We start from the raw sequence: 26,005 nt of genomic DNA, 5'->3' as shown, positions 1-26,005 counted from the left end.
CCCCGCGACCCGTTGTCCCTCAGCCGACCGGCTTGACCTCGAGCAGTTCGACGGAGAAGCGCAGCGTTGAGTTGGGCGGCAGTTCGTCGCCACCGACCCAGCGGGAGCCGTAGCCGAGCGATGCGGGAATGACGAACTCGTAGATTTCGCCGACGTGCATCAGGGCGACACCCTCGGTCCAGCCCTTGATGACGCGGTTCAGCGGGAATTCGGCGGGCTCGTTGCGGCTGTAGGAGCTGTCGAACTCGCGCCCGTCGATGAAGGTCCCACGATAGTGGACCTTGACCGTATCGGTGGACGTGGGCTGGGCGGCGTCGGGGTGTGCCTTGCCGACGCGGCGATACTGCAGGCCGCTCTCGGTGGTGGTCCAGCCGCGACGGGCGCCGTTCCAGGCCAGATAGGCGGTGTTGCCGGCGTCCCAGGTCTGTTGCGGCGTTTGCGAGGCCTGCCCCTCGACCTGGGCGGCGGCGCGGGCGGCTGCCGAGGCGGTCTCGGCGAAGGTTACCGGCTCGCGATGCGTTGCACAGGCGGCGAGCGACAGGACGGCGAGGGCGGCGAGAACGGTGCGAGTCATAAGGTGACGCTATCAGGGAGTGGCGTGGGGCGGCAACGGGATTGCGGCTCATTCCCGCCGACGGGCGGGACGGAGCGCTCTTGGAGCCGTGCGGGGTGGATAGCCCGCCGTCAACGGGCTGAGGGCGCCGGTCAGGGTTGGAGGGCGGCCGCGACGCGGGATTGGAAGTCAGGCTGTCTGCCGACATCATTGTGGCCGGCGCCGGGGAAGGCAAGATGGTCGACGTCGACGCCTTCGGCCTTCAGGTCGAGGACCAGTTTGCGGCTGAGCGAGGCGGGCAGGGTGTCATCGAGGCCGGCCTCCAGGACCACCACCTTGCCGGAATAGGCCTGGAGCGCGGCGGGGATGTCGATGCTGTTCAGATTGGGCGCGATGTGGATGCGGACGAAAGGGCGGGCCCAGCCGACCATGGTGTCGACGGCGGCGCGGGTGGTCGGGGTGGTGGTCTCCAGCACCAGGGCGTCGGCGTGGACCAGTTGGGCCGCCTGGGCGCAGACCGGGCCGCCCAGGGAATGGCCCCAGGCGATCAGTTTGCGGCCCTCGGCGTCGGCCTGGGCGCGGGCGGTCCTGGCCATGACTGCTCCGGCGGCCATGAAGGCGGCGTAGTCGGCCTGGCCCGCCGTATCGCCGTAGCCCGGGTAGTCGAACATCAGGACGTCGCCGAACGGGGCCAGTTTGGCGGCGGTCTTGCCCGCCTGGGCGCCGCGTCGAAACAGATTGCCGCCACAGAACAGGATCAGGGGCGCGTCGGCCCGGCCGGTGCGGACCCGCGTGGCCCCGACATTTCCGCCCGGATAGGGGACTGTCAGCACCTGTGTCTCGAAGTCCATAGGGATGTCGGCGGGCAGGGTGATCCTCTCGGCCGCGACGCGGGTGTCGGGATAGAAGAAGGCGTCCTCGGGCACGTTCACTGACATGCAGCCCGCCAGTGTGAACAGGAGGGTGGTGGCGATCGCCGTACCCCTTCCCATATGTCCGATCTTCATGCCGTGATCTCCCCCGCAGCGATCATGGACCCGCCGCAAGGGTTGTCAATCGCGCCTTCTAGGCGGGTGACGGGAAAAGGTTCCTCCAAACGACGTCGAGGGTCTTTATTTCGTCGCAGAAGCGAGTATATGTGCGCGTTCCGCAACACTCCAATTGAGTCTGCGCGCAAGCGCCGAGGCCCGGTCCGTCGCCCTCCGACCGGAGCGAAGGCGCGGCTCCTTCCCCAGGGAGCCGGTATATTTCAGGCGTCCTGGCCCGGCAGCGGGCCGAGGGTGGACGCCGAAAAACTGGCTGCGGACGCGGAAACGCGCGCCGTTGCTGCTGCATTTCACGCGCGATTTCCCCGGATCGCGCGCCATGGGAAACACTGAATGACTGACGTCGCCCACGATCTCGCCATCAACGGTCAGATCGCTTCCGCTACCTCGTTCACCGGCAAGAAGCGCATCCGCAAATCCTTCGGGCGCATCCCCGAAGCGGTTCAGATGCCGAACCTGATCGAGGTCCAGCGCGCTTCCTACGAGCAGTTCCTGCAGCGCGAGGTCCGCCCGGGCGTCCGCAAGGAGCAGGGCATCGAGGCGGTCTTCAAGTCGGTGTTCCCGATCAAGGACTTCAACGAACGCGCCATCCTGGAATACGTCTCGTACGAGTTCGAAGAGCCGAAGTACGACGTCGAGGAATGCATCCAGCGCGACATGACCTATGCCGCGCCGCTGAAGGTCAAGCTGCGCCTGATCGTGTTCGAAACCGACGAGGAAACGGGAGCCCGTTCGGTCAAGGACATCAAGGAGCAGGACGTCTACATGGGCGACATCCCGCTCATGACGGACAAGGGCACCTTCATCGTCAACGGCACCGAGCGCGTGATCGTGTCGCAGATGCACCGTTCGCCGGGCGTCTTCTTCGATCACGACAAGGGCAAGACGCACAGCTCGGGCAAGCTGCTGTTCGCCGCCCGCGTGATCCCGTACCGCGGTTCGTGGCTCGACTTCGAGTTCGACGCCAAGGACGTGGTCTATGTCCGCATCGACCGTCGCCGCAAGCTGCCGGCCTCGACCTTCCTGATGGGTCTGGGCATGGACGGCGAAGAGATCCTGAAGACCTTCTACGAGACCGTCCCCTACGAGAAGCGCGGCGAGGGCTGGGTCACGCCGTACAAGGCCGAACGCTGGCGCGGTGTGAAGCCGGAGTTCGACCTGGTCGACGCCGACACCGGCGAAGTGATCGCCCAGGCCGGTCAGAAGATCAGCGCCCGCGCCGCCAAGAAGCTGGGCGACACCACGACGTCGCTGTCGCTGGCCGCCGACGCCCTGGTCACCAAGTATCTGGCCAATGACGCCGTCAACTTCGAGACTGGCGAAATCTTCGCCGAGGCCGGCGACGAACTGGACGCGCCGACCATCGAAGTGCTGGAGCAGAACGGCTTCACCACCATCGAGGTGCTGGACATCGACCACGTCACGGTCGGCGCCTACATGCGCAACACCCTGCGCATCGACAAGAACGACAACCGCGAAGACGCCCTGTTCGACGTTTATCGCGTGATGCGTCCGGGCGAGCCGCCCACCCCGGAAGCCGCCGAAGCCATGTTCAACTCGCTGTTCTTCGACAGCGAACGTTACGACCTGTCGGCCGTCGGCCGGGTCAAGATGAACATGCGTCTGGAAACCCCCGAGGTGTCCGACGAGATCCGCGTCTTGCGCAAGGACGACGTGCTGAAGGTGCTGCAGATCCTGGTCGGCCTGAAGGACGGCCGCGGCGAGATCGACGACATCGACAACTTGGGCAACCGCCGGGTCCGTTCGGTCGGCGAACTGCTGGAAAACCAGTACCGCGTCGGCCTGCTGCGGATGGAGCGCGCCATCAAGGAGCGCATGTCCTCGGTCGATATCGACACGGTCATGCCGCACGACCTGATCAACGCCAAGCCGGCCGCCGCTGCGGTTCGCGAGTTCTTCGGTTCGTCGCAGCTGTCGCAGTTCATGGACCAGACGAACCCGCTGTCGGAAATCACCCACAAGCGTCGCCTTTCGGCGCTTGGCCCGGGCGGTCTGACGCGTGAGCGCGCGGGCTTCGAAGTCCGCGACGTCCACCCGACCCACTACGGCCGCATCTGCCCGATCGAAACGCCGGAAGGCCCGAACATCGGCCTGATCAACTCGCTGGCCACCCACGCACGCGTCAACAAGTACGGCTTCATCGAGAGCCCGTACCGTCGCGTGAAGGACGGCCAGGCCCAGGGCGAGGTGGTCTACATCTCGGCCATGGAAGAGTCGAAGTACACGATCGCTCAGGCCAACATCGAACTGAAGAACGGCATGATCGTCGAGGACCTGGTCCCCGGCCGGATCAACGGCGAATCCCAGCTCCTGAACAAGGACGCCGTGGACATGATGGACGTGTCGCCGAAACAGGTGGTTTCGGTCGCCGCCGCCCTGATCCCGTTCCTGGAAAACGATGACGCCAACCGCGCACTGATGGGCGCGAACATGCAACGTCAGGCCGTGCCCCTGGTGCAGTCGGACGCGCCGCTGGTCGGCACCGGCATGGAAGCGGTCGTGGCCGTGGACTCCGGCGCCGTCGTGGTCGCCCGTCGTGAAGGCGTCGTCGAACAGATCGACGGCACCCGGATCGTCGTGCGCGCCACCGGCGATGTGGACGCCGCCCGTTCGGGCGTCGACATCTACCGCCTGTCGAAGTTCCAGCGTTCCAACCAGTCGACCTGCATCAACCAGCGCCCGATCGTGCGCGTGGGCGACGCGGTCAAGGCCGGCGACGTCATCGCCGACGGCCCGTCGACGGACCTGGGCGAACTGGCCCTGGGCCGCAACGCCCTCGTCGCCTTCATGCCCTGGAACGGCTACAACTTCGAAGACTCCATCCTGATCTCGGAGCGCATCGTGCGCGACGACGTCTTCACCTCCATCCACCTCGAAGAGTTCGAAGTGATGGCGCGTGACACGAAGTTGGGCCCGGAAGAAATCACCCGCGACATCCCGAACGTCGGCGAGGAAGCCCTGCGCAACCTCGACGAGGCCGGCATCGTGGCCATCGGCGCCGAAGTCCAGCCGGGTGACATCCTGGTCGGCAAGGTGACGCCGAAGGGCGAAAGCCCGATGACCCCGGAAGAGAAGCTGCTGCGCGCCATCTTCGGCGAGAAGGCTTCGGACGTCCGTGACACCAGCCTGCGCCTGCCGCCCGGCGTCGCCGGCACGATCGTCGACGTGCGCGTCTTCAACCGTCACGGCGTCGACAAGGACGAACGCGCCCTGGCCATCGAACGCGCCGAAATCGAACGTCTGGGCAAGGACCGCGACGACGAGCTCAAGATCCTGGAGCGCAACGTCTATGGCCGTCTGAAGCCGCTGATCATCGGCAAGAACGCCGTGTCGGGCCCGAAGGGCATCGGCCGCGGCGAGCTGACCGAAGAGAAGCTGGCCGAGGTCAGCCGTGGTCTGTGGTGGCAGATCGCCCTGGACGACGAAAAGGCCATGGGCGAACTGGAGGCCATGAAGCGCCAGTTCGAAGACGCACGTAAGCAACTGGACCGTCGTTTCGAAGACAAGGTCGAGAAGCTGCAGCGCGGCGACGAACTGCCCCCCGGCGTGATGAAGATGGTCAAGGTCTTCGTGGCCGTGAAGCGCAAGCTTCAGCCCGGCGACAAGATGGCCGGCCGTCACGGCAACAAGGGCGTTATCTCCAAGATCCTGCCGATCGAGGACATGCCGCACCTGGAAGACGGCACCCACGTCGACGTCGTTCTGAACCCGCTGGGCGTGCCTTCGCGCATGAACATCGGCCAGATCTTCGAGACCCACCTGGGTTGGGCCGCGGCTGGCCTGGGCAAGCAGATCTCCGGTCTGCTGGAAGCCTGGCAGCAGGGTGGTCAGAAGCAGGCCCTGATCGATCGCCTGACCCACATCTACGGCGAGGAAACCCCTCTGCCGCAGGACGAGGAAGAGCTGATCGAACTGGCGAAGAACCTGTCCAAGGGCGTGCCCTTCGCGACCCCGGTCTTCGACGGTGCGCACATCGGCGACATCGAACGCCTGCTGGAAGAAGCTGGTCTGAACAAGTCGGCCCAGTCGATCCTGTACGACGGCCAGACCGGCGAACAGTTCAAGCGTCCGGTCACGGTCGGCTACATCTACATGCTGAAGCTGCACCACCTGGTCGACGACAAGATCCACGCCCGTTCGATCGGCCCGTACTCGCTCGTCACCCAGCAGCCGCTGGGCGGTAAGGCGCAGTTCGGCGGTCAGCGCTTCGGGGAAATGGAGGTCTGGGCTCTGGAAGCTTACGGCGCCGCCTACACCCTGCAGGAAATGCTGACGGTGAAGTCCGACGACGTGGCCGGCCGGACCAAGGTCTACGAGGCCATCGTCCGCGGCGACGACAGCTTCGAGGCCGGCATTCCCGAGAGCTTCAACGTGCTCATCAAGGAAATGCGTTCGCTGGGTCTGAACGTGGAGCTGGAGAACAGCTGAGTTGGATCAGAGCCCTCTCCCGCCTCGGCGGGGGAGGGCGGTCCCTCCGCCTCTCTCCGTTCTGAATAATTTTCGCGGCCCCCAAATCGGGGAAATCCGCAGAAGGAAAACAAGATGAACCAGGAAGTCCTGAACATCTTCAACCCGGTCCCGGTCACCCCGACCTTCGACCAGATCAAGATCGCCCTGGCCTCGCCGGAGAAGATCCGGTCGTGGTCGTTCGGCGAGATCAAGAAGCCGGAAACCATCAACTACCGGACGTTCAAGCCCGAGCGTGACGGCCTGTTCTGCGCCCGTATCTTTGGCCCGACCAAGGACTACGAATGCCTGTGCGGCAAGTACAAGCGCATGAAGTATAAGGGCATCATCTGCGAGAAGTGCGGCGTTGAAGTCACGCTGGCCCGCGTTCGCCGCGAGCGTATGGGTCACATCGACCTGGCTGCCCCGGTCGCCCACATCTGGTTCCTGAAGTCGCTGCCGTCGCGCATCTCGTTGATGCTGGACATGGCGCTGAAGGACGTCGAGCGCGTCCTGTATTTCGAGAACTATATCGTCACCGAGCCGGGCCTGACCCCGCTGAAGCAGAACCAACTGCTGACAGAAGACGAGTTCTATCGCTACCAGGAAGAGTTCGGCGACGACGGCTTCACCGCCGAGATCGGCGCCGAGGCCGTTCGCAACCTGCTGATGGGCATCGACCTGCACGCCGAGGCTGAAAAGCACCGCGGCGAGCTGGCGGACAGCCCGTCGGAAATGAAGGCCAAGAAGGCGTCCAAGCGCCTGAAGCTGATCGAGGCCTTCCTGGAATCGGGCAACAAGCCCGAGTGGATGATCCTGACCATCGTGCCGGTCATCCCGCCGGAACTGCGTCCGCTGGTGCCGCTGGACGGCGGTCGTTTCGCGACCTCCGACCTGAACGACCTGTATCGCCGCGTGATCAACCGCAACAACCGCTTGAAGCGCCTGATGGAGCTCCGCGCGCCGGACATCATCATCCGCAACGAAAAGCGGATGCTGCAGGAGTCGGTCGACGCCCTGTTCGATAACGGCCGTCGCGGCCGCGTCATCACCGGCGCGAACAAGCGTCCGCTGAAGTCGCTGGCCGACATGCTGAAGGGCAAGCAGGGTCGCTTCCGTCAGAACCTGCTGGGCAAGCGCGTCGACTATTCGGGCCGTTCGGTCATCACCGTGGGGCCGGAACTGAAGCTGCACGAGTGCGGTCTGCCCAAGAAGATGGCGCTGGAGCTGTTCAAGCCCTTCATCTACGCGCGCCTGGACGCCAAGGGCCTGTCGGGCACCGTCAAGCAGTCCAAGCGTATGGTCGAGCGCGAACAGCCCGCCGTCTGGGACATCCTGGACGAGGTCATCCGCGAGCACCCGGTCCTGCTGAACCGCGCGCCGACGCTTCACCGTCTGGGCATCCAGGCGTTTGAGCCGAAGCTGATCGAGGGCAAGGCCATCCGCCTGCACCCGCTGGTCTGCACCGCCTTCAACGCCGACTTCGACGGCGACCAGATGGCCGTTCACGTCCCGCTGAGCCTTGAGGCCCAGCTGGAAGCGCGCGTCCTGATGATGTCGACCAACAACATCCTGTCGCCCGCCAACGGCAAGCCGATCATCGTGCCGTCGCAGGACATCGTCCTGGGCCTGTACTATCTGTCGCTGGTCAAGGACGGTGAGCCGGGTGAAGGCAAGCTGTTCGCCAACATCGGCGAGATCGACGCCGCGCTGGACGCCAAGGTCGTCACCCTGCACAGCCGCATTAAGGCGCGCTGGACGGAACAGGACGCCGAAGGCAAGGAGGTGACCAAGGTCATCGACACCACGCCGGGCCGGATGAAGCTGGCGGCCCTGCTGCCGCGCAACCCGAACGTCGGCTACCGCCTGCTCGAGAAGAACCTGACCAAGAAGGAAATCGGCAACCTGATCGACGTGGTCTATCGCCACTGCGGTCAGAAGGCGACGGTCATCTTCGCCGACCAGATGATGGGCCTGGGCTTCCGCGAAGCCGCCAAGGCCGGCATTTCGTTCGGCAAGGACGACATCGTCATTCCGGCGAAGAAGGCCGAGCTGGTCGCTGAAACCCGCACCCAGGTCGAGGAGTACGAGCAACAGTACGCAGACGGCCTGATCACGCGCGGTGAGAAGTACAACAAGGTCGTCGACGCCTGGGCCAAGGCCACGGACCGGATCGCCGACGCCATGATGGGCGAGATCGCGCAACCGCGCGTGCTGATCGAGGGCGAAAACCCCGACATCAACTCGGTCTTCATGATGGCCAACTCCGGCGCCCGGGGTTCGCAGGCGCAGATGAAGCAACTGGGCGGCATGCGCGGCCTGATGGCCAAGCCTTCCGGCGAGATCATCGAGACGCCGATCACCTCGAACTTCAAGGAAGGCCTGACCGTCCTTGAATACTTCAACTCCACCCACGGCGCCCGTAAGGGCCTGGCCGACACCGCGCTGAAGACCGCCAACTCGGGTTATCTGACCCGTCGTCTGGTGGACGTGGCGCAGGACTCGATCGTCACCGAGATCGACTGTGGCTCGACCCGCGGCATCACGCTGCGTGCGGTCATGGAAGGCGGCGACGTCCTGGTCTCGCTGGGTCAGCGCATCCTGGGTCGCTATGCGGCCGAGGACATCAAGGAGCCGGGCACCGATAACGTCCTGTTCCCCGCCGACACCTATCTGGTGGAAGAAGTAGTCGAGGCCGTCGACGCCGCCGGCGTCCAGTCGGTCAAGGTCCGCTCGGGCCTGACCTGCGAGGCGGAAGCCGGCATCTGCGCCCACTGCTACGGCCGTGACCTGGCGCGCGGCACCAACGTCAACATCGGCGAAGCGGTCGGCGTCATCGCCGCCCAGTCAATCGGCGAGCCGGGCACCCAGCTGACGATGCGGACCTTCCACATCGGCGGTACGGCCCAGGTGGCGGAAACCTCCTTCATGGAGGCGACCAACGCCGGTAACGCCCGCATCGCCGGCCCGACCGTCGTCGCGGCCCACGGCGACCTGGTGGCCATGAGCCGCAACGTCACCGTGACCGTGGTCGTCGACGGCAAGGACCGCGAAACCCACAAGGCCCCGTACGGCGCCCGCATCCGGGTCAAGGACGGCGGCGAAGTGAAGCGCGGCCAGCGTCTGGCGGAGTGGGACCCCTACACCACCCCGATCCTGACGGAAGTCGGCGGCATCGTGCGCTTCGAGGACCTGGTCGAAGGCCTGTCGGTCAAGGAAGAAACCGACGAAGCGACGGGCATCGCCCAGCGCGTCGTCAGCGACTGGCGCGCCAGCCCGCGTGGTTCCGACCTGCGTCCGGCCATGGGCGTCACCCTGGGCGACGCCTACGCCAAGCTGGCCTCAGGCTCCGACGCCCGTTACCTGCTGCCCGTGGGCGCGGTTCTGTCCGTGTCGAACGGCGACGAGGTCAAGCCGGGCGAGATCATCGCCCGCGTTCCGACCGAAGGCGCCAAGACCCGCGACATCACCGGCGGTCTGCCGCGCGTCGCCGAACTGTTCGAAGCTCGCCGTCCGAAGGACTGCGCGGTCATCGCCGAGATGGATGGTCGCGTCGAATTCGGTCGCGACTACAAGAACAAGCGCCGCATCAAGATCACGCCGGAAGTCAACGCCGACGGCGTGCAGGGCGAACCGGTCGAGTTCCTGATCCCGAAGGGCAAGCATATCTCCGTCCACGACGGCGATCTGATTCAGAAGGGCGACTACATCATCGACGGCAACCCGGATCCGCACGATCTGCTGCGCATCCAGGGCGTCGAGGCGCTGGCCGAGTATCTGGTGAACGAAGTGCAGGAGGTTTACCGACTGCAGGGCGTGCCGATCAACGACAAGCACATCGAAGTCATCGTCCGTCAGATGCTGCAGAAGGTGGAAGTGCTGGATTCGGGTGAAACCACCCTGATCCGCGGCGACACCGTCGAAGTGGCCGAAGCCGTTCTGGAAAACGCCAAGGTCGAGAAGCGTGGCGGCCGTCTGGCCACCACCCAGCCCGTCCTGCTGGGCATCACCAAGGCGTCGCTGCAGACCCGCAGCTTCATCTCGGCGGCGTCCTTCCAGGAGACCACCCGCGTCCTCACCGACGCCTCGGTCCACGGCAAGAAGGACATGCTGGAAGGCCTGAAGGAAAACGTCATCGTCGGCCGTCTGATCCCGGCCGGTACGGGCGCCTACCTGCGCAGCCTGCAAAAGATCGCCAACGATCGCGATGCAGAACTGACGCAAGCCCGCGAAGATGCGATCGAGCCGCTGCCGGCCGATCTGCAACTGGAGCTGGAGAGCAGCGAAGGCTGATCTCCGGTTACGGAAGCGACTGAATGAAGGGGGCGGCGCCGGCGACGGCGCCGCCCTTTTTCCTGGCGTCAGGGCAGGGCGGATTGACCGCGCCTGGGTTGCGGGTCATTCTTTCTCAGCTTGTGGTGTGGCTGAGGGGGAAGTGATGAACGGATCCTGGACCAAGAGAACGCTGTGGGGCGTGAACCTGGCGCTATGGGTGGGCGTGGCTTACGTCGGCCTCTGCGCCGCAGCCATGGAACTGGGCGAAGCCATGCATGACTCCTACTGTCGCGACCACGCCGGTCATGTGGCCATGACGGCGGTGCGGCTGCCGAACCAGTTGTCGTCGTAGCGACTATTGCGGCGGGGGCGTCAGGCCTCGAAAACGGCGCGGGCCGTCGAGCTTGTTGCTGTCCTGCCGGATGACGCTGGGCGCCTCCTGGCGCATGGACGGATCAAGGTGCGCCCCGGCGCAGCCCGTGCCGAAGTTCGAGCCGATACAGTCGGCCGGTCCGACCACCCCGGCGCCGCCGGACAGGGGGCGACGCTGCGCCTCCCATTGCGCAAGCCGCCGCGCGCCCTCGCGCGCGAAGGCGGCGTCCCGTTCGGGGTTGCCTGTGCCTGTGATCGGCGCCGCGCCGGCGCCGCGACGCGCGAACTCGTCCCGGCAGTTACGGCGCTCCATCTCGTTCAGCAACTCCGGCGAGGCGCAGCCGGGCAGGCCTTGGCGAAGGCTGCGGGCCATGGCGGCGCGCCGGTCGTTCGGATCGACCCGCCAGGGACTGTCGGGCGCCTGGACGCCCCGGGGGGCGGGCGCGGCGACGCGGGGCTGGACAGGGGAGGGGCGCGCCGTCGTTTCCGTTCGTACGCTGGGGGTTGTTCTGGGCTCGACCGCCGAGGAGGCGGTGGCGGCGGGGCTTGCCTGTGCGGCCAGGGTCGGCGGACGCGGCTGCTCGTCGCGCAGCAGCGGCCGGGGCTCGATGTCGAGATAGATAAGGGGCGGCTGGATGACGATGTCGCGGTCCGCGATCTCGAGGGTCGACACCGACAGGGCGGCGATGAAGGCGACATTGATCGCCACCGCCGCCGTCGCCAGCCCGGCTTTTCGCCAGTTGGACCGCTGGCCTGGGGACCAGGGCGAGTGTCCGTCATGCGGCGGGGCGGACAGGCTCATTCACGACGCTTTCGAAGATTGGGCAGGATGCCGTCCCGAGTGGAGAATAGCTCGACCTGGATATTCACGCCGCCGCATTCGACCACGGGGCCCAATTCGACGCATGGGGTGGCGGTGCGGGCTGGCGCAGCACGTTGGTTTTCCCAGGCCGCCAGGCGGCGAGCGCCGTGGCGCGCGAAGGTCGCGTCACGGTCCGCATTTCCCGTGCCGGAGATGACGCGGGCGTCCTGGCCCAGGGCGTCCCAACGGCCGTCGCACCGCCGTCGGTCGTCGAGCGATAGCCGGTGTGGCATGTCGCAGGACTGGGCGGGCAGGGCGGCGCGGGGCGCGCTTCCGGCGACCCGCCAGCGGTCGTCGATGGCGCTGCCGTCTGGAGTGGTGGTGATCATCGGCGAGTCCGGTCCCGAACGATCGGCTCGGCCCGTTTCGGCCGGGCCCGTCGCCGCAGCGGTTCGGACCCTGGGCGACGAAAGCGGCGCGGCCGTGGCGAGGCGATCCGCCGGCGTTCGCGGACGGGGCTCGATCTCCAGATAGAGGAGTTCGTCGCCGACGCGCCGCAGCGGACGACGATCCGTATCGGCGAGGACCAGCAGGGCGACCAAGCCGAAGTTGAAGACCGCAGACGCCAGGATCAGGCTGCTGTTTCGCCAGCCGTCGCGCCTTTTCTTGGACCCAGGGCGCGTGTGGACGTCCGCCATCAGGTCTTGCCCATCAGGGACAGCAGGCCGGGATACTCCGCGGCGCCTGCCCGATAATCACGCCACCGCTGTTTGGCTGCGGCCTCCTGGGCGAAGACGCTGTTCCGGTCCTCGTCGCCGGAACGCTGAGGCGGCGCCTCGCGCGGGTCGACCCTGGCCTGGGCGAAGTCCAGGCATCGTCGGCGCTCGGTCGTCGCCAGGGTCTCTGGCCAGGCGCAGTTGGGCGGGCCACGGCGGCCGGCCCGCACGTCAGACGGCGTTCCGTGCGCGATCAGGGCATCCCGGCGAGCGAGCCATTCGGATGAGAGGCCCAGGATCGGGGCGGTCGGGGGGGCTGCTCCGGACCTGTCCTCATCGATCGGGGCGAGGGGCGGTCGTCGGGGCGAGTCAAATGGGGGAGGGGCGTCCTCGCGCGCTACGCCTCCAATGGCCGGAGCGGAAAATCGGGGGCTGGCCAGGCGCGGCGTGGGTTCCATCTCGAGGTAGAGGGGCGACCGGGCGGCGGACAGGCGTTCCATCTGCACGCGCCGATCTTCCAGCGACAGCAGGGCCAGGATCGGAGTGTTGACGCCCACGGCGGCGGCCGTCGCACCCGTCCAGCCCATCCTGCCCGTCGTCGCAGCCATGCCCATCCCCGACCGTTCGATGGTGAAGCTCCATCCCAAGCGTGGCTGGATTCAGGCGCGGGTTTGACTTGTTCGCGTCAGGGCTGTGTGATGACCGCTTCTCAAGGGAGGCGGAGATGCTGACGGCGCTGGTTGCGGCCCTGCTTATGCAGGTGAATGCGATGGGGGAACGGCCGGCGGCCACGACGGACCCGGTGCATTGTCCGGCCGTTCCGATCCAGGCCAACGCCGGCCGCGACTGGGAGGATTTCGAATTTTCAACCGACGCGCCGGGCAGTCCCATGCGGTATGCCGATCTCGGCTGTTATCGGCGGGCGGCCGAGGCCAGTCGGGAATATCTGACGCGCGGTCCGCTGCTGGCCGTGCGGGAATCGGCCATTTCTCATCTGCACATGGCGCGTTACCTGGCCTTCGCCGGAGACGAGGCCGCCGCCGCCCAGGCGCTGGCGGGGGCGAGACGGTCGGATCAGCGCACCGGAGACGAGATTCCGTTGGACTGGAACGCCTATGTCGAAGGGCTGTACGGCTTCCTGGTCAAGGACAGGGATCTGCTGGAATCACGGCTTGCGAGGCTTCGGGCCTCGCCGAACGACGGCGACCGTTACAACGGCGCGAACCTGCAATGGCTGTCCCGCTGCTTCGAACGAACCTATATGGAGGCGCAGACACGGCCTGAATGCGCGGTCGAACCGCCGCCTTCTTGACCAATCGCCCCATCCCGCCTATACGCGCCGAACTTTCGAGGCGTGACCGGTTCGCCGGTCGCCGAGATCGTGACAATTGAACGGACGGCCTGTGCGCCGCCGGAACGCCCGTAGCGCGCGTTCCGGTTTTTCTGTTTGTCGTTACGGCATCGGCCTCGATGACACCCGGGCGAGGGAATGGTCCCTCGTTCACAAAAGAAGGCGTGGGGCGCTTCGGTCGAAAGACACACGCCCCCCATAGAAGTCGAGACCTGTCTCAATGCCTACGATCAACCAGCTGATCCGCAAGCCGCGCAAGCCCAAGCCCACCCGCAACAAGGTGCCGGCTCTGGAGGGTTCGCCCCAGCGTCGCGGCGTCTGCACCCGCGTGAAGGACCTTCCGGGCGTTCGCTACCACATCCTGCGCGGCGTGCTCGACACGCAAGGCGTCAAGGACCGCAAGCAGCGCCGTTCGCACTACGGCGCCAAGCGTCCGAAGTAAGCCATTCGCGTCCGGGCCGTCGCGCCCGGAGGCCTTTCCGAGACCTACCCGACGTCTGTCGGGCCCCAAGAGGAATACCCCATGTCGCGTCGTCACCGCGCCCAGAAACGTGAAGTTCTGCCGGATCCCAAGTTCGGCGATCTGATCGTCACCAAGTTCATGAACTACGTCATGTACGAAGGTAAGAAGGCCGTCGCCGAAAACATCGTCTACGGCGCCTTCGACATCCTGGCCGACAAGAAGAAGGAGCAGACTGCGGTCGAGACCTTCCATACCGCTCTGGACAACGTCGCCCCGTCGGTCGAAGTCCGTTCGCGTCGCGTCGGCGGCGCCACCTACCAGGTGCCGGTCGAAGTCCGCCCGGACCGTCGTCGCGCCTTGGCCATCCGCTGGCTGGTCAACGCCGCGCGCAAGCGTGGTGAGAACACCATGACGGAAAAGCTGGCGGCCGAGCTGCTGGACGCCTCGAACAACCGCGGCACCGCGGTCAAGAAGCGCGAAGACACCCACAAGATGGCCGAGGCGAACCGCGCCTTCAGCCACTATCGCTGGTAAGCGTCTTAAAACCGTCTCCCTTTCGAAGCTAAGGGACGGTTCCTATCTAAGACTATCCGGCGCGGGCGGTTTGAGCTAAATCGCCCGCGCTGTCTTATCCGCCGCATCGACGATCATCCCCGAGGGCGCCACCCGCGTCCTTGACCTACTTCTAAGGCACGTTTTCATGGCTCGTACGCACAAGCTCGAGGACTACCGCAACTTCGGCATCATGGCCCACATCGACGCGGGCAAGACGACGACGACCGAGCGGATCCTGTATTACACCGGCAAGAACCACAAGATCGGCGAAGTCCACGACGGCGCCGCGACCATGGACTGGATGGACCAGGAGCAGGAGCGCGGCATCACCATCACGTCGGCCGCGACGACCGCTTTCTGGAAAGAAAAGCGCCTCAACATCATCGACACCCCCGGGCACGTCGACTTCACCATTGAAGTCGAGCGTTCGCTCCGCGTGCTCGACGGCGCCGTAACGGTGCTGGACGGCAACGCCGGCGTCGAGCCGCAGACCGAAACCGTCTGGCGCCAGGCCGACAAATATTCGGTGCCGCGTATCGTCTTCGTCAACAAGATGGACAAGATCGGCGCCGACTTCGACGCCTCGGTTCAGTCGATCCGCGATCGCCTGGGCGCCAAGGCCGTGCCGATCCAGTTCCCGATCGGCGCCGAGTCCTCGCTGACCGGCCTGGTCGACATCGTCGAAATGCGTTCGGTCGTCTGGGACAATGACGCCCTGGGCGCCAACTTCACCGTCGGTGAAATCCCGGCTGATCTGATGGACAAGGCCGTCGAAGCCCGTCAGTACCTGATCGACAACGCCGTCGAACTCGACGACGAGGCGATGGAAGCCTATCTGGAAGGCACCGAGCCCTCGGTGGAAGTGCTGAAGAAGTGCATCCGCAAGGCCGTGCTGACCGGCGCCTTCTATCCGATCCTGTGCGGCTCGGCCTTCAAGAACAAGGGCGTGCAGACGCTGCTGGACGCCGTCGTCGACTATCTGCCGTCGCCGCTGGACATCCCGCCGACCCCGGGCATCGACTTCAAGACGGAAGAGCCCGTCGTCCGCAAGGCGTCGGACGAAGAGCCCCTGTCGGTCCTGGCCTTCAAGATCATGGACGACCCCTTCGTCGGCTCGCTGACCTTCTGCCGCCTGTACTCGGGCAAGATGGAAACGGGCATGAGCCTGCTGAACTCCAGCCGCGACAAGAAAGAGCGCGTCGGCCGGATGCTGCAGATGCACTCGAACAACCGTGAGGACGTCAAGGAAGCCTTCGCCGGCGACATCGTCGCCCTGGCCGGCCTGAAGGAAACCCGCACCGGGGACACCCTGTGCGATCCGCTGAAGTCGCCCGTCATCCTCGAGAAGATGGAATTCCCGGCGCCGGTCATCGAGATCTCGGTCGAGCCCAAGACCAAGGCCGACCAGGAGAAGCTGGGCGTCGCCCTGGCCAAGCTGGCTTCGGAAGACCCGTCCTTCACTGTCTCGACCGACCACGAGTCGGGCCAGACCATCCTGAAGGGCATGGGCGAGCTTCACCTGGACATCAAGATCGACATCCTGAAGCGCACCTACAAGGTCGAGGCTACCATCGGCGCGCCGCAGGTCGCCTATCGTGAGTCCCTGGGCCGCAAGGTCGACATCGACTACACGCACAAGAAGCAGACCGGCGGTACGGGCCAGTTCGCCCGCGTCATGCTGACCTTCGAACCCGGCGAGCCGGGCTCGGGCTTCGTGTTCGAAAACTCGATCGTCGGCGGCGCGGTGCCCAAGGAATACATCCCGGGCGTCGAAAAGGGCCTGAACGGCATCAAGGACCAGGGTCTGCTGGCGGGCTTCCCGCTGATCGACTTCAAGGCCACCCTGACGGACGGCAAGTACCACGACGTCGACTCCAGCGTGCTGGCGTTCGAAATCGCGGCCCGCGCCGCCTTCCGTGAGCTGAAGGAAAAGGGTTCGCCCAAGCTGCTCGAGCCGATCATGGCGGTCGAGGTCGTGACCCCCGAGGAATACCTCGGCTCGGTCATCGGCGACCTGAACGGCCGTCGCGGCATGATCCAGGGTCAGGACATGCGCGGCAACGCCACCGTCGTGAACGCCTTCGTGCCGCTGGCCAACATGTTCGGCTATGTGAACACGCTTCGCGGCATGTCGCAGGGCCGCGCCCAGTTCACGATGCAATACGACCACTACGAGCCGGTGCCGCAGCACGTCGCCGACGAAGTGATCAAGAAGTACGCCTAAGCTTTTCCTTTCGGAAAAGCGGACCTACAAGCGCCCGGCCGGTCACCAGCCGGGCGCCTTAACCCCCAAACTGCAGGAACCCCCGGTTCGGGGACCTTAGGAGCTAGAGAATGGCCAAGGAAAAGTTCGAACGCACGAAGCCGCACTGCAACATCGGCACGATTGGTCACGTTGACCACGGCAAGACGACGCTGACGGCTGCGATCACGATGACGCTGGCGAAGGCCGGCGGCGCGAAGGCGATGAACTACGCCGACATCGACGCTGCGCCGGAAGAAAAGGCCCGCGGCATCACGATCAACACGGCGCACGTGGAATATGAGACGGCCAACCGTCACTATGCGCACGTCGACTGCCCTGGCCACGCCGACTATGTGAAGAACATGATCACCGGCGCGGCGCAGATGGACGGCGCGATCCTGGTGGTTTCGGCCGCCGACGGCCCGATGCCGCAGACGCGCGAGCACATCCTGCTGGCCCGTCAGGTCGGCGTGCCGGCCCTGGTGGTCTTCATGAACAAGGTCGACCTGGTCGACGACGAAGAACTGCTGGAACTGGTCGAGATGGAAGTGCGCGAGCTGCTGAGCTCGTACCAGTTCCCGGGCGACGATATTCCGATCACCAAGGGTTCGGCCAAGGCCGCGACCGACGGCGTGAACCCGGAAATCGGCGAACAGCGCGTTCTGGCCCTGATGGAAACCGTCGACGCCTACATCCCGCAGCCGGAACGTCCGGTCGACCTGCCCTTCCTGATGCCGGTCGAAGACGTCTTCTCGATCTCGGGCCGCGGCACCGTGGTCACGGGCCGCGTCGAAAAGGGTATCGTCAAGGTCGGTGAAGAAGTCGAAATCGTCGGCATCCGTCCGGTCCAGAAGACGACCTGCACGGGCGTCGAAATGTTCCGCAAGCTGCTGGACCAGGGTCAGGCTGGCGACAACGTCGGCGTTCTGCTGCGCGGCACCAAGCGTGAAGACGTCGAGCGCGGTCAGGTTCTGTGCAAGCCGGGTTCGATCACCCCGCACACCAAGTTCCAGGCCGAAGCCTACATCCTGACGAAGGAAGAGGGCGGTCGTCACACCCCGTTCTTCACCAACTATCGTCCGCAGTTCTACTTCCGCACGACGGACGTGACAGGCATCGTCCACCTGAAGGAAGGCGTCGAGATGATCATGCCCGGCGACAACGCCGAGCTGAGCGTCGAACTGATCACGCCGATCGCCATGGACCAGGGCCTGCGCTTCGCCATCCGTGAAGGCGGCCGCACCGTCGGCGCCGGCGTCGTCGCCAAGATCATCGAGTAATCGAATTTCTGATCGAGTAGCGTAACAGAGCGGCCCCCGGAGCGATCCGGGGGCCGTTTTGCATTTGGCGCGTGACGCCGAACCCGGCACAATGGAAGCAGGGTTGGGGGTTCAGATGCGCAAGACCATGCTCGCTGCGACGGCGTCCGTCGCCTGTCTGATCGCGCCGGCGGCGGTGGCCGACGCCACGACCACGGCGGCGACCCTGGCTCTGATCCTTAATCCGCAGGTCTGTGGGCGGGTGGATGCGGTCGGGGACGTGCAGCCGACGGCGGACATGGTCATGGTCCCCGGCTTCGGCAGCGACGGCTTCCCGGTCGATACGGCGAACCCTGAAGCCCAGGCCTGGTTCGATCACGGGGTGCGGCTGCGCTGGGCCTTCGAACATTCGGAATCGGTGCGGGCCTTCCGCAAGGCGCGGCAACTGGATCCCCAGTGCGGCATGTGCGCCTGGGGCGAGGCCTGGGCCATAGGGCCGAACCTGAACGGGGGAGGGGGCGACGACGCCTCGATCGCCACTGGCCTGAGGGTCGCGCGCGAGGCGCGGCGGCTGGCGCGCGACGCCACGCCGATGCAGCGACAGATGATCGACGCCCTGATCCAGCGCTATTCCGGCAAGGAGGAGACGCGGGCCATCCGTTTCGCCCGGTCGATGGACCGGATCGCCAAACGCCATCCGGACGACGTCTCGGTGGCCAGTATCGCCGCCGACGCCTGGATGCTGCAGCCCGAGGGCGAGTGGTGGGACAAGGACGGCAAGGCCGCCGATCCGGCGGTGACCCGCGCCATGGGAATCCTGGAACACGCCCTGACGGTCAAGCCGGACGATCCGGGGGCCATCCACCTCTATATCCACCTGACCGAATGGTCGGACGATCCGCACCGGGCCCTGGCCTATGGCGAGCGGCTGGCCAAATTGGCGCCGGGCGCCAGCCATCTGGTGCATATGCCGTCGCACACCTTCTATCGCGTCGGGCGGTATCGGGAGGCGATGATGTCCAATGTCGAGGCGGTGGCGCTCGACAGGAATTACGACCGGCTGGCCAGCCCGCCCGGCGGGGTGAAGGGGATGCGGCTGCACGCCCACAACATCCATTTCGGGATGGGAGGCGCCCTGATGGCCGGTGGGGCCGAGAAGGGGCTGGAGCTGGCCGACTGGTATATGGCCACCTATCCGCAGCTGCTGGGCGCGCCCGAGGCGGGGGAGGACGGCTATACCGTCTATCGGCAGGTCATGGCGGCGGACGCCTATGCCCTGTACGGCCGGTTCGGAACGGCGGCCCAGGTTGCGGCCCTATCGGAGCCGGATGCGGGGCGGCCGTTGATGCGCGTGGGCTGGCGCTATGCGCGAGGCGAGGCGGCGGCGCGTCGCGGTGATGCGCGGGCCGTCCGGACCGAGGCCCAGGCCATCGCCGAGCTTCTGGCCGCCGACAGTTTCAAGGGGGCGATGGCGGACCGGCAGAAGGGGTTCGCCGAACTGTTCCAGAAGGTGCTGGAAGGTCGGGCGGCCATGATCGCCCACGACTATCCGGCCGCGATCGCCGCCTATGGCCGGGCCGCCGAGATCCAGGCGATGAATCCGGAGGGCGGGGATCCGCCGATGATCTGGTATCCGACGCGGCGCAGCCTGGCGGCGGCCCTGCTGGCGTCCGGCGATGCGGCAGGGGCCAAGGCCAAGATCGGCGAACTGCTGAAGGACTGGCCCAACGATCCCTACAGCTACTACGTCCTGTACCGGACCGAGCAGGCGCTGGGCGACGAGGCGGCGGCGAATAACGCCCTGCGCCACGCCGGAGTCGAATGGATCGGGGGCGAAATGTCCCTGGCCGAAGCCTAGCGAGGGGCGACCGGAGCACATAGGTCCGTAACTTCCCCCGTTACGGAGTAGAGACCATGCAGTTCCAGGATCAAGTCGTTCTCATCACCGGCGCCGCCGGCGGCATCGGCATAGCTGCGGCCAGGAAATTCGCCGCCGAGGGCGCGAAACTGGTGCTCGTCGACCTGTCGCTGGAGGCCCTGACCAAGGCGGCCGAGGGCGTCGGCGGAGAGCCCCTGCTGGTCGCGGCCAATGTGGCCGAAGAGGCCGAGGTGAAATCCTATGTCGATCAGGCGGTCGAACGGTTCGGCCGGATCGACGTCTTCATCAACAACGCCGGCATCAACGGCCAGACCGCGCCGATCGTCGATCAGACGGTCGAGAACTACACCAAGGTCTTCGGCGTCAATGTCATCGGCGCCTTCCTGGGGCTGAAGCACGTGATGAAGGTGATGATCGCCCAGAAGTCGGGCGCCATCGTCAATACGGCCTCGAACGGCGGCTGGCTGGGATCGCCGGGGATGAGCGCCTATGTGGCCTCGAAGCACGCCCTGATCGGCATCAACAAGTCGGTGGCGCTGGAAGCCGCGCCCTATGGCATCCGCGTCAACGCCGTGGCGCCGTCGGGCGTCGACACGGCCATGATCCACGACATCGAGAAGAATACGGCGCCGGGCCACGAGGCCGAGGCGCGCGCCAAGTTCCAGGCGGCGGTGCCCCTGAACCGCTACGCCACGGCGGACGAGATCGCCGACCTGATGCTGTTCCTCGCCTCGGACAAGGCGGCCTTCATCACGGGCGCCTACTACCGCATCGACGGCGGCATGGGCGCGACCTCGGCGTAAGGGAAGCCCTTCTCCCTGTGGGAGAAGGTGGCCCGAAGGGCCGGATGAGGGTTCTGACGGTGGGCCAGTCCGCACCATCAAACCCTCACCCTTTCGCGCGAAGACCGATCGCTGCGCTCTCGGGCGCTCAAGCCCTCTCCCGACGGGAGAGGGTTTTTACTTCGCGGCTTCGATCATCCGGCCGATCTCGGCGGGGTCGATGCTGGAGGCGGCCTTGCCGTTGACGAAGAAGGTCGGGGTGCCCTGCAGCTTCAGCGCCGCCGCCGAGGTGTGGATGTCGGCGATGTGGCGGGTGGTCTCCGGCGAGACCAGGGCCGCCTTGGCGCGGGCCACATCGACGCCGTGCTCGCCCAGAATCCGGTCGATGGCTTCGACGCTGAGGGCGCGTTCGGTCATCAGGGCGTCGTAGACTTCCAGATACTTGCCCTGCTGGTGGGCGGCCAGGGCGGCGCGGGCGGCGTATTGCGAGGTGACGTCCTCGCCCCGGTCCAGGATGGGCCAGTCCTTGAAGACGAAACGGACTTCCGGGTGGGCGGCCATCAGGGCGCGATATTGGGGGGCCACGGCCTTGCAGCCGGGGCAGCGGAAGTCGAAGAATTCGATCACCGTCACCTTGGCGTCGGCCGGGCCGAAGGCGGGGTCGCGGGCGTCCACCGCCAGCAGGCCCGGGTTGGCGGCGGCGGCGGCGTTGGTGTCGTCGACACGGGCCTGGCCTTCCTTGGCCTGCAGGGCCTGGCTGGCCTCCTGCAGCACCTCGGGATGTTGCAGCAGATAGGCGCGGACGTCTCCGCCCGATCCGCCGCCGAAATAGGGCGCGGCGGCCAGGCCCAGGGCCACGACAGAAACGCCCAGGGCGACATAGCCGGCGACGGCGCCGGTGAAGCCGCCGGGCTTCTTGGGCTGTTCGGGCGCGGCTTCGGGCGTGGAGGTTTCGTCGGTCATTCGGTCTCGCAGTCGGGCAGGCGGGGGAGGGGGATCAGTTCAGGCTGGTGGGCCGGCGCGCGGCGTCGCGGCGGTCCAGATCCAGCAGGTCGTCGGGCGTGGCGCCCGAGGCCAGGACGATGTCCACGGCGCGTCGCCATTCCATCGAGCTGGGGTCCAGCATGGAGCGGGCGCGCAGGGCGAACTGGGTCGCCTGTTTCTCGTCGCCGCCGGCGAAATAATATTCGGCGGTGGCCAGGCGGGCCTCGCCCTCCTTGCCCTGGGCGGCGTAGGCCTGGCCCAGAAGGCGCCAGGCCATGGTGTTGTCGCGCTCGGCCACGGTGGCGTGCTTCAACTGGTCGACGGCCTCGTTCAGATTATCCGCGCCGCCGACGCCGATCAGGGCGTGGCCCAGGTTGACGCGCAGCAGGGGGGCGTTCGGGTTCAGCCGCACCGCCTCGCGGTGGGCGACGACGGCCTCTGCCGGGCGGCCTTCCTCAAAGAAGATCTGGCCTTTCAGCTCTGCGAAATAGGGATTGGTCGGGTCGCCCGCGATCAGTTCGTCGACGGCGGCCAGGGCCTTGTCCGTCTGACCGTCGCGATACCAGGCGATGGCGCGGGCGTAGCGGCCGGGCAGGGACGTATCAGTCGAGGGATAGGCGCGCAGGGTGGCGTTCGGTTGATCCATGAAGGCGTGAATCTTGGCCAGGACCAGGGCGTGCTGGGCCATACGCTCCGGGCTGTCGCGATGGTCGTAGTGCGGCTGGTCCTGGACGAAGCGGCGCATCGACTCGATCCGCTGGGACGACAAGGGGTGGCTGCGGAAATAGGGATAGCGGCGGGCGTCGGAGAAGACCTCCTGGGCGCGGAAATTCTCGAAGAACGAGACCAGGCCGGCCCCGGACTCACCGGCGCCTTCCAGGGCGCGGGCGCCGGTCAGGTCGGCCTCGCCCTCCTGGCCCTGCATATACTGAAGGGCGCCGATGGTGCCGAAATACTGGCTGGAGCCCAGCAGGACCATGCCGGCGTCAGGCGCGCCGGCGGCCAGGGCCAGGGCGCCCAGGGCCATGGTCATGAACATGGGCTGTTTGGCCGCGTTCTGGGCCCCGTCGCGCAGGGTGTGGCGGTTCTTGATGTGGCCCGCCTCGTGCGCCATCACCCCCAGCAGCTCGTTGGGGTTCTTGGTGCGTAGGATCAGACCGGTGTTGACGCCCATGATCCGCCCGCGCGTGGCGAAGGCGTTCAACTCGTTGTCATTGACCAGCAGCACCTCGACGTCGTCCGGGTTCAGCCCCATCGAGACGAACACCGGATCGGCCCAGCCGCGGATGATGCCCTCGATCTCGGTGTCCCGGATCAGGCTCTGGGCCGACGCCTGGCCTGCGGCGGCCAAAACCATCAGTCCCGCCGTGGCCGCTGCCAGAAGTCGGGATGCAGAACGAGGAAGCCACCTCATGGCGTACTCCAGTAGCGAACGAGCCCCGTCTGCATCCTGACAGTCTAATCGTGACCGATCAGCGGCGCCACCACCCACGCTTGGGCTTTTCGGGCGGGGTCGAGATCTGGTTCGGATCCTCGGCGATGATGGCCGCCACGTCGATTTCCGGCGTCGGGGCGACGAAGGGTTCGGCCAGGACGGCGGGCTGGGGCGTGGCGGGGACCGGCGGCGTGGGCTTTTCGACCGGAGCGACCTCGACCGGCTCTGCGGTCAGGGCTTCCTCGGGCGTGACGTCCAGCTCGACCGGAGCGCCGTCAACCGGAGCCTCGTTCGGCTCGATGGCCGTGTCGGGGTGCGGCTCGACGTGAGCCTCGGCCTCGACCTCTGCGGTTTCGGCGACGGCGTCGGCCTTGGCGCTCTTGCGGCGGACGCGACGGCGCTGCGGCTCTGCAGTCACGGCGACGGGCGCATCGGCCTCGACCGCTTCGGCGGCCGGTTCGACGATCACGGCCATCGGCGTCTCGGGCGAGCCGTCGGGCGGCATGCCTTCGTTGGTGGCGCGGTTCTCGACCTTGATCTCCTGAGCCGCGTCATTGCCGCGACCCCGGCCACGACGACGGCGACGGCGCGAACGCCCGCCTTCCTCGCCGGCGCCTTCGCCGGCGACGGCGTCCAGGCCCTCGATCTCGGCTGTTGCTGCGGCGGGGCGGTCGGCGCGTTCCGGACGTTCGTTACGCGGCTCGGGACGGCCCGGGTTCAGCGGGTCGAACCAGACATAGGGGTCATCCAGCGACGGGGTGCGGCCACGGACCCAGGTATAGACGTCGCGCTCGCCGTCCTCGCGGACACGGCGACCGCCACGGCGACCACGACGGCGGCGGCGGCCGTTCTCGTCGTCTTCGTCGTCCGAGGCGTCGTCGGCGTTCAGGGTATCGGCGCCCTCGGTCGCTTCGACGGTCTCGGTCGTCTCTTCGTCGCGACGGCCGCCGCGACGGCGACGGTTGCGGCCACGACCACGATCACGGCCGCCGTCGTGGCGTTCCGAACGTTCGCGCGGCTGGTCGTCGTCGCTGTCCTCGCGTTCCAGCGAGTCCTCGTCCTCGTCGTCCTCGTCGTCGGCGACGATTTCCTCGTCGTCGTCCTCGTCCTCATCCTCGAACAGGGAGGCGTCGAAGTCGTCGTCGAGATTGGGCATCTCGATCTCGGGCGCGACGAAGTCCTCGTTGGTCTCGGTGCGCTCGATATTATGCTCGCCCTGACCCAGGCTGTCGTCGATCTGAACGATGACGTTCAGGCCGCGACGCTCCAGCAGCGCCTGCAGGTAGGCGCGCTTGTGGTTCAGGATGTACAGGCCGACGGCGGTGCAGACCTTCAGCACCACGACGCCGGCGCCGTTCTTGCCGGCCTCGATGTCGACCGCGCGCAGGGTCATCAGGGCGGCGGATTCGGCGGAACGGATGCGGCCGGTGCCCTGGCAGTGGGGGCAGGCCTCGGTGGCGCCCTCGATTACGCCCAGGCGGCGACGCTGGCGGCTGATCTCCATCAGGCCGAACGGCGAGATACGGCCCATCTGGATGCGGGCGCGGTCGGAGGACAGGGCCTCCTTCAGCACGCGCTCGACGGCGCGGTTGTTCTTGCCCTCGTCCATGTCGATGAAGTCGATGACGACCAGGCCGGCGAGGTCGCGCAGGCGAAGCTGGCGGGCGGCTTCCTCCGCCGCTTCCATATTGGTCTTGAACGCCGTCTGTTCGACGTTGCGTTCCTTGGTGGCGCGACCCGAGTTGACGTCGATGGCCACCAGGGCCTCGGTCTGGTTGATGACCAGATAACCGCCCGACCTCAGCGGCACGACCGGCTGGTGGATCTGCGTCAGCAGCTCCTCGATGCCGTTGGCGGCGAACAGGGGGCGCGAACCGCGATACAGGTGAACCTTCTTGGCCTGGGCCGGCATCAGAACGCGCATGAAGTCGCGCGCTTCCTTGAAGCCCTCGACGCCCTCGACCTGGATGCCGTCGAAGTCCTTGTCGAACATGTCGCGCACGGCGCGGCGGACCAGGTTTTCTTCCTCGTAGATCACCGAGGGAGCGTGTGAGGCGAGGGTGGTCTCGCGGATCGTCTCCCACAGGCGCAGCAGATACTGGTAGTCGCGCTTGATCTCGGCCTTGGTGCGCTTGGCGCCGGCCGTGCGGATGATCAGGCCCATGCCCTTGGGCACTTCCAGGGCCGCGACGGCGCTCTTCAGGCGGCGGCGGTCGGAGGTGTTGGTGATCTTGCGGCTGATGCCGCCGCCCTTGCCCGTGTTGGGCATCAGCACGCAGTAGCGGCCGGCCAGCGACAGCCAGGTGGTCAGGGCCGCGCCCTTGGCGCCGCGTTCGTCCTTGACGACCTGGACCAGCAGGATCTGACGGCGCTTGATGACGTCCTGGATCTTGTAGCGACGCATCAGGCGGCGCTTCAGGCGCTCCTCGTCCGCCAGGGCGGATTCGGGATCGGCGTCGTCATCGGATTCACGACCCAGGTCGTCCTCGTCCTCGTCGTCGTGCGCCTCTGCCATGATGGCTTCGCGGTCGGCGACCGGGATCTGGTAGTAGTCCGGGTGAATTTCGTTGAAGGCCAGGAAGCCGTGGCGATTGCCGCCGTATTCGATGAACGCAGCCTGGAGGCTGGGCTCTACGCGGGTGACCTTGGCGAGGTAGATATTGCCGCGAAGCTGGCGCTTCGCGCGGGATTCGAAGTCGAATTCCTCAATCTGGCGTCCGTCGACGATCGCGACCCGGGTTTCTTCCGGGTGGGCCGCGTCGATCAGCATGGTCTTTGACATGGAAAGTCTCTCTCTGGCGCGCGCAGGCCGACCGTCCCG

General features: G+C 66.5%; 18 protein-coding genes. 10 read left to right on the top strand and 8 right to left on the bottom strand.

The genetic code is table 11. The features are described 5' to 3' along the window. Positions 1-19: 19 nt before the first annotated feature. Both ACIQ1T_RS08200 and ACIQ1T_RS08195 read right to left on the bottom strand, forming a co-directional pair. Positions 20-574: an FKBP-type peptidyl-prolyl cis-trans isomerase gene (locus tag ACIQ1T_RS08200; RefSeq protein ID WP_395944039.1), complete on the bottom strand. Its 555-nt coding sequence runs from the start codon at positions 572-574 to the stop codon at positions 20-22. 131 nt (positions 575-705) lie between these two features. Continuing rightward, positions 706-1,560, bottom strand: coding sequence for an alpha/beta hydrolase family protein (locus ACIQ1T_RS08195; protein WP_395944038.1), 855 nt, complete (start codon positions 1,558-1,560; stop codon positions 706-708). Between the two features lie 372 nt (positions 1,561-1,932). Between ACIQ1T_RS08195 and rpoB the strand changes: the two genes are divergently transcribed. The 3 genes from rpoB (at position 1,933) to ACIQ1T_RS08180 (ending at position 10,693) form a co-directional block, all read left to right on the top strand. Continuing rightward, positions 1,933-6,048 carry a DNA-directed RNA polymerase subunit beta gene (gene rpoB / locus ACIQ1T_RS08190; protein ID WP_395944037.1) on the top strand — a complete coding sequence of 1,372 codons (4,116 nt, stop codon included), beginning with the start codon at positions 1,933-1,935 and terminating at the stop codon, positions 6,046-6,048. A gap of 114 nt (positions 6,049-6,162) precedes the next feature. Further along, positions 6,163-10,359 carry a DNA-directed RNA polymerase subunit beta' gene (gene rpoC / locus ACIQ1T_RS08185; protein ID WP_395944036.1) on the top strand — a complete coding sequence of 1,399 codons (4,197 nt, stop codon included), beginning with the start codon at positions 6,163-6,165 and terminating at the stop codon, positions 10,357-10,359. Positions 10,360-10,504: 145 nt separating this feature from the next. Beyond that, positions 10,505-10,693, top strand: coding sequence for a hypothetical protein (locus ACIQ1T_RS08180; RefSeq protein WP_395944035.1), 189 nt, complete (start codon positions 10,505-10,507; stop codon positions 10,691-10,693). Between the two features lie 3 nt (positions 10,694-10,696). Here ACIQ1T_RS08180 and ACIQ1T_RS08175 read toward each other — a convergent pair whose 3' ends face one another. Genes ACIQ1T_RS08175 through ACIQ1T_RS08165 form a run of 3 tightly spaced genes read right to left on the bottom strand, consistent with a single transcriptional unit; the run spans position 10,697 to position 12,839 of the window. Beyond that, positions 10,697-11,515 (bottom strand): hypothetical protein, encoded by an 819-nt coding sequence (locus ACIQ1T_RS08175; protein ID WP_395944034.1) that lies wholly within the window; start codon positions 11,513-11,515, stop codon positions 10,697-10,699. Then, a complete protein-coding gene (locus ACIQ1T_RS08170; RefSeq protein WP_395944033.1) occupies positions 11,512-12,213 on the bottom strand; it encodes a hypothetical protein in 702 nt (233 codons plus the stop codon). The genes ACIQ1T_RS08175 and ACIQ1T_RS08170 overlap by 4 nt, the downstream gene beginning before the upstream one ends. Next, a complete protein-coding gene (locus tag ACIQ1T_RS08165; RefSeq protein WP_395944032.1) occupies positions 12,213-12,839 on the bottom strand; it encodes a hypothetical protein in 627 nt (208 codons plus the stop codon). Before ACIQ1T_RS08165 ends, ACIQ1T_RS08170 begins: the two co-directional genes overlap by 1 nt. 116 nt (positions 12,840-12,955) lie before the next feature. On the opposite strand from ACIQ1T_RS08165, the gene ACIQ1T_RS08160 reads away from it, so the two are divergent. From ACIQ1T_RS08160 to ACIQ1T_RS08130, 7 genes are all read left to right on the top strand, one after another. Further along, positions 12,956-13,543 (top strand): hypothetical protein, encoded by a 588-nt coding sequence (locus ACIQ1T_RS08160; protein ID WP_395944031.1) that lies wholly within the window; start codon positions 12,956-12,958, stop codon positions 13,541-13,543. Between the two features lie 259 nt (positions 13,544-13,802). After that, entirely contained in the window at positions 13,803-14,024 is a 222-nt protein-coding gene (locus ACIQ1T_RS08155; protein WP_395944030.1) for a hypothetical protein, read from the top strand. 81 nt (positions 14,025-14,105) lie between these two features. Then, entirely contained in the window at positions 14,106-14,579 is a 474-nt protein-coding gene (rpsG, locus tag ACIQ1T_RS08150) for a 30S ribosomal protein S7 (RefSeq protein WP_267513794.1), read from the top strand. Between the two features lie 166 nt (positions 14,580-14,745). Beyond that, a complete protein-coding gene (gene fusA / locus ACIQ1T_RS08145; RefSeq protein WP_395944029.1) occupies positions 14,746-16,824 on the top strand; it encodes an elongation factor G in 2,079 nt (692 codons plus the stop codon). A 110-nt stretch (positions 16,825-16,934) separates the two neighbouring features. Beyond that, complete coding sequence (gene tuf / locus ACIQ1T_RS08140; protein WP_376864046.1) at positions 16,935-18,125, top strand: elongation factor Tu; 1,191 nt, start codon at positions 16,935-16,937, stop codon at positions 18,123-18,125. Positions 18,126-18,240: 115 nt separating this feature from the next. After that, positions 18,241-19,962: a hypothetical protein gene (locus tag ACIQ1T_RS08135; RefSeq protein ID WP_395944028.1), complete on the top strand. Its 1,722-nt coding sequence runs from the start codon at positions 18,241-18,243 to the stop codon at positions 19,960-19,962. A gap of 56 nt (positions 19,963-20,018) precedes the next feature. Beyond that, the gene (locus ACIQ1T_RS08130) at positions 20,019-20,786 is read left to right on the top strand and encodes an SDR family NAD(P)-dependent oxidoreductase (protein WP_395944027.1); all 768 of its coding nucleotides are present in this window, start codon (positions 20,019-20,021) and stop codon (positions 20,784-20,786) included. Positions 20,787-20,942: 156 nt separating this feature from the next. Here ACIQ1T_RS08130 and ACIQ1T_RS08125 read toward each other — a convergent pair whose 3' ends face one another. From ACIQ1T_RS08125 to ACIQ1T_RS08115, 3 genes are read right to left on the bottom strand one after another with little or no spacing between them, the layout of a single operon-like run. Continuing rightward, positions 20,943-21,728: a DsbA family protein gene (locus tag ACIQ1T_RS08125; protein ID WP_395944026.1), complete on the bottom strand. Its 786-nt coding sequence runs from the start codon at positions 21,726-21,728 to the stop codon at positions 20,943-20,945. Between the two features lie 34 nt (positions 21,729-21,762). After that, entirely contained in the window at positions 21,763-23,163 is a 1,401-nt protein-coding gene (locus ACIQ1T_RS08120; protein ID WP_395944025.1) for a M48 family metalloprotease, read from the bottom strand. A 58-nt stretch (positions 23,164-23,221) separates the two neighbouring features. After that, positions 23,222-25,966 (bottom strand): Rne/Rng family ribonuclease, encoded by a 2,745-nt coding sequence (locus ACIQ1T_RS08115; protein ID WP_395944024.1) that lies wholly within the window; start codon positions 25,964-25,966, stop codon positions 23,222-23,224. Between the last annotated feature and the right edge of the window lie 39 nt (positions 25,967-26,005).

Source organism: Brevundimonas sp. (assembly GCF_044336875.1).
Classification (GTDB): Bacteria; Pseudomonadota; Alphaproteobacteria; order Caulobacterales; family Caulobacteraceae; genus Brevundimonas.
This window is presented reverse-complemented; position numbering and strand designations above follow the sequence as displayed.